Source organism: Onishia taeanensis, assembly GCF_013349955.1.
Classification (GTDB): Bacteria; Pseudomonadota; Gammaproteobacteria; order Pseudomonadales; family Halomonadaceae; genus Onishia; species Onishia taeanensis_B.
In genome coordinates this window covers 1-2076 of record NZ_JABVXC010000032.1, presented here as the reverse complement: position 1 = coordinate 2076, position 2076 = coordinate 1, and the positions used below count along the sequence as shown (strand labels likewise).

Genomic DNA, 2076 nt, shown 5'->3' with positions numbered 1-2076 from the left:
CATCGGAACAGATTCAGGCTCGTGTGAGGGGTCGTCCTCCTTCGTCGTTGGTGTCGTCACCAGACCGGCTCGTCGCTTGTCCTTCAGCCGGTAGCTTTCGCCCTTGATGTTCAGGGTGGTCGAGTGGTGCAGCAATCGATCCAGAATCGCCGTGGCAATGACCTGATCGCCAAAGATCTCGCCCCAATCCATGAACGATTTGTTCGAGGTAAGGATGGTACTGGCTCGCTCGTAGCGCCGGTTGATCAAGCGGAAAAACAGGCTGGCTTCTTCGCGGGTCATCGGCAGATAGCCCATCTCGTCCAGCACCAGGACCTTTGGATAGGTCAACTGCTGGAGTTGCCGATCCAGCCGATTCTCTTGGCGAGCACGTATCAGGGTGCTCACCAGCCGGTCCAAGGTCATGAACAGCACCCGATGGCCGGCTTCTGCCGCCTTCACGGCCAGGGCGACGGCGAGATGCGTCTTCCCGACACCAGGTGGCCCGAGCAGCACGACGTTTTCCCCACGTTCGACGAAGCCCAGGCCGGCCAGCTCACGCACGATCTTGTGGTCGATGCTGGGCTGAAAGCTGAAGTCGAACTGCTCCAGGGTCTTGATCCATGGCAGCCGGGCCTGCTTCAGCCGGGCCTCCAATCCCTTCTGGTGGCGCCCGCCCCATTCCTGTAGCAGGGCCTGCTCCAGGAACTCGCGATAGTTCAGGTCCTGCTTGCTGGCGTGCTCGCAGAGGCTGTCGAGCGAGGCCTGGAGGTGCTCCATCTTCAGGCGGTTGAGTAGCTGTTCCAGCGCCATCACAGCACCTCCTCGTAGACCCGCAGGTCACGCTGCTGTACCGATAGGGTCTGCTGCCACAGGGCAGCATGGTGCTCCGGCACGGTGCGCCATCCGGCCTGTGGCGCTTGCAGGCGATGCTGCGCGATGGCATCACCGGCCGGTGAATAGACGGTCAGCTCATCCTCCAGACTTAGCCGAATCACCACCGCCTGGCCGCAGTAACGTTCGGGAACGCTGTAACGATTGCCACGCACCTCGATGTAGCCATCCCAGCCGACCTGGCGCAGGTCATGGTAGCGGGTATCGAAGTCGGTGGCGGGTAATACCTGGAGGGCCTCCATCTCGGCAGTAAAACGCTCGACCGGGGCCTGGCGGAACTGCCTCAGTGGCCGCTGATCAGCCACCCGCTCCAGCCACAATTGGAGCAGCTGATTCAGGTGGGCGTAGCTCTCGAACTGCCGGTAGCGCTGGAAGAAGTGCTGCTTCACGTAGCCCACCATGCGCTCGGTTTTGCCCTTCGTTCTCGGGCGTTGCGGCCGGCAGGCCTTGGGAGCGAAGCCGTAGTGGTTGGCCAGTTGCAAGAACCCGGTATTGAAAATGACGCGACGGTCGCGATCATGCTTCAGCACCGCTGCCTTCTGGTTATCGACCAGCACCGTGCGCGGCACGCCGCCGAAGTGGCAGAAGGCTTGCACCAGCGCCTCGTAGGTGTGCTCGGCATCCTGACTCGGCGCCGCCCAGGCATGGAAGCGCCGCGAATAGCCCAACGTGTTGACGGCGAAATTGACTTTACAACGCTGGCCGGCGACGACCGTCTCGATTTCGCCCCAGTCGTGTTGCAGCTGGAAGCCGGGCTGGGTCTCGAAACGCACGGTTTGCTTACTGGGCCGCAAGGCCCGCTTGGGCTGGATGTACATTCGCACGATGGTGCTACCACCGGTGTAGCCTTGCTCGCGGATCAACTGGAAGATCACCTCGGCGTTCCAGACGTTGTCCGCCAGCAGCTGATCGATGATCGGCTTGTAGGGATCCAGCTTGCTCGCGCGCGGCCTGGCGGGCCGCCCGGTGGATGCCGCCTCGCGGGCCAGGTGGCGGCGCACGGTACGTTCGCAACAGCCGATCTGGTGGGCAATGTCCACGAGGTGAGCGCCTCGCTGGTGAAGTTGCTTTATCATGAGAAAGTCCTCTCGGCTCAGCATGGCGAGATCTCTTGTAGGCTTCGTCACCAACAAGGGAAGGCCATGCGGGTCGGGGGGACAATCTGTTTTGATGATTTACGGACTTATAGCTCCGGCGTCGACA

Annotated in this window: 2 protein-coding genes; both read right to left on the bottom strand. The window is 61.8% G+C overall.

Going from position 1 to position 2076, the window contains the following annotated elements; genetic code table 11:
• Positions 1 to 795: IS21-like element helper ATPase IstB (gene istB / locus HUS66_RS17305; protein WP_175072437.1), on the bottom strand; the 795-nt coding region annotated here is incomplete at its 3' end.
• Positions 792 to 1973, bottom strand: a complete 1182-nt coding sequence (gene istA, locus HUS66_RS17300; RefSeq protein WP_175072436.1) for an IS21 family transposase — start codon at positions 1971 to 1973, stop codon at positions 792 to 794. The genes istA and istB, both read right to left, overlap by 4 nt.
• Between the last annotated feature and the right edge of the window lie 103 nt (positions 1974 to 2076).

What these genes read in the sequence shown, in the direction of transcription:
- istA (WP_175072436.1), bottom strand. Translation starts at nt 1,973, where the DNA reads ATGCTGAGCCGAGAGGACTTTCTCATGATAAAGCAACTTCACCAGCGA.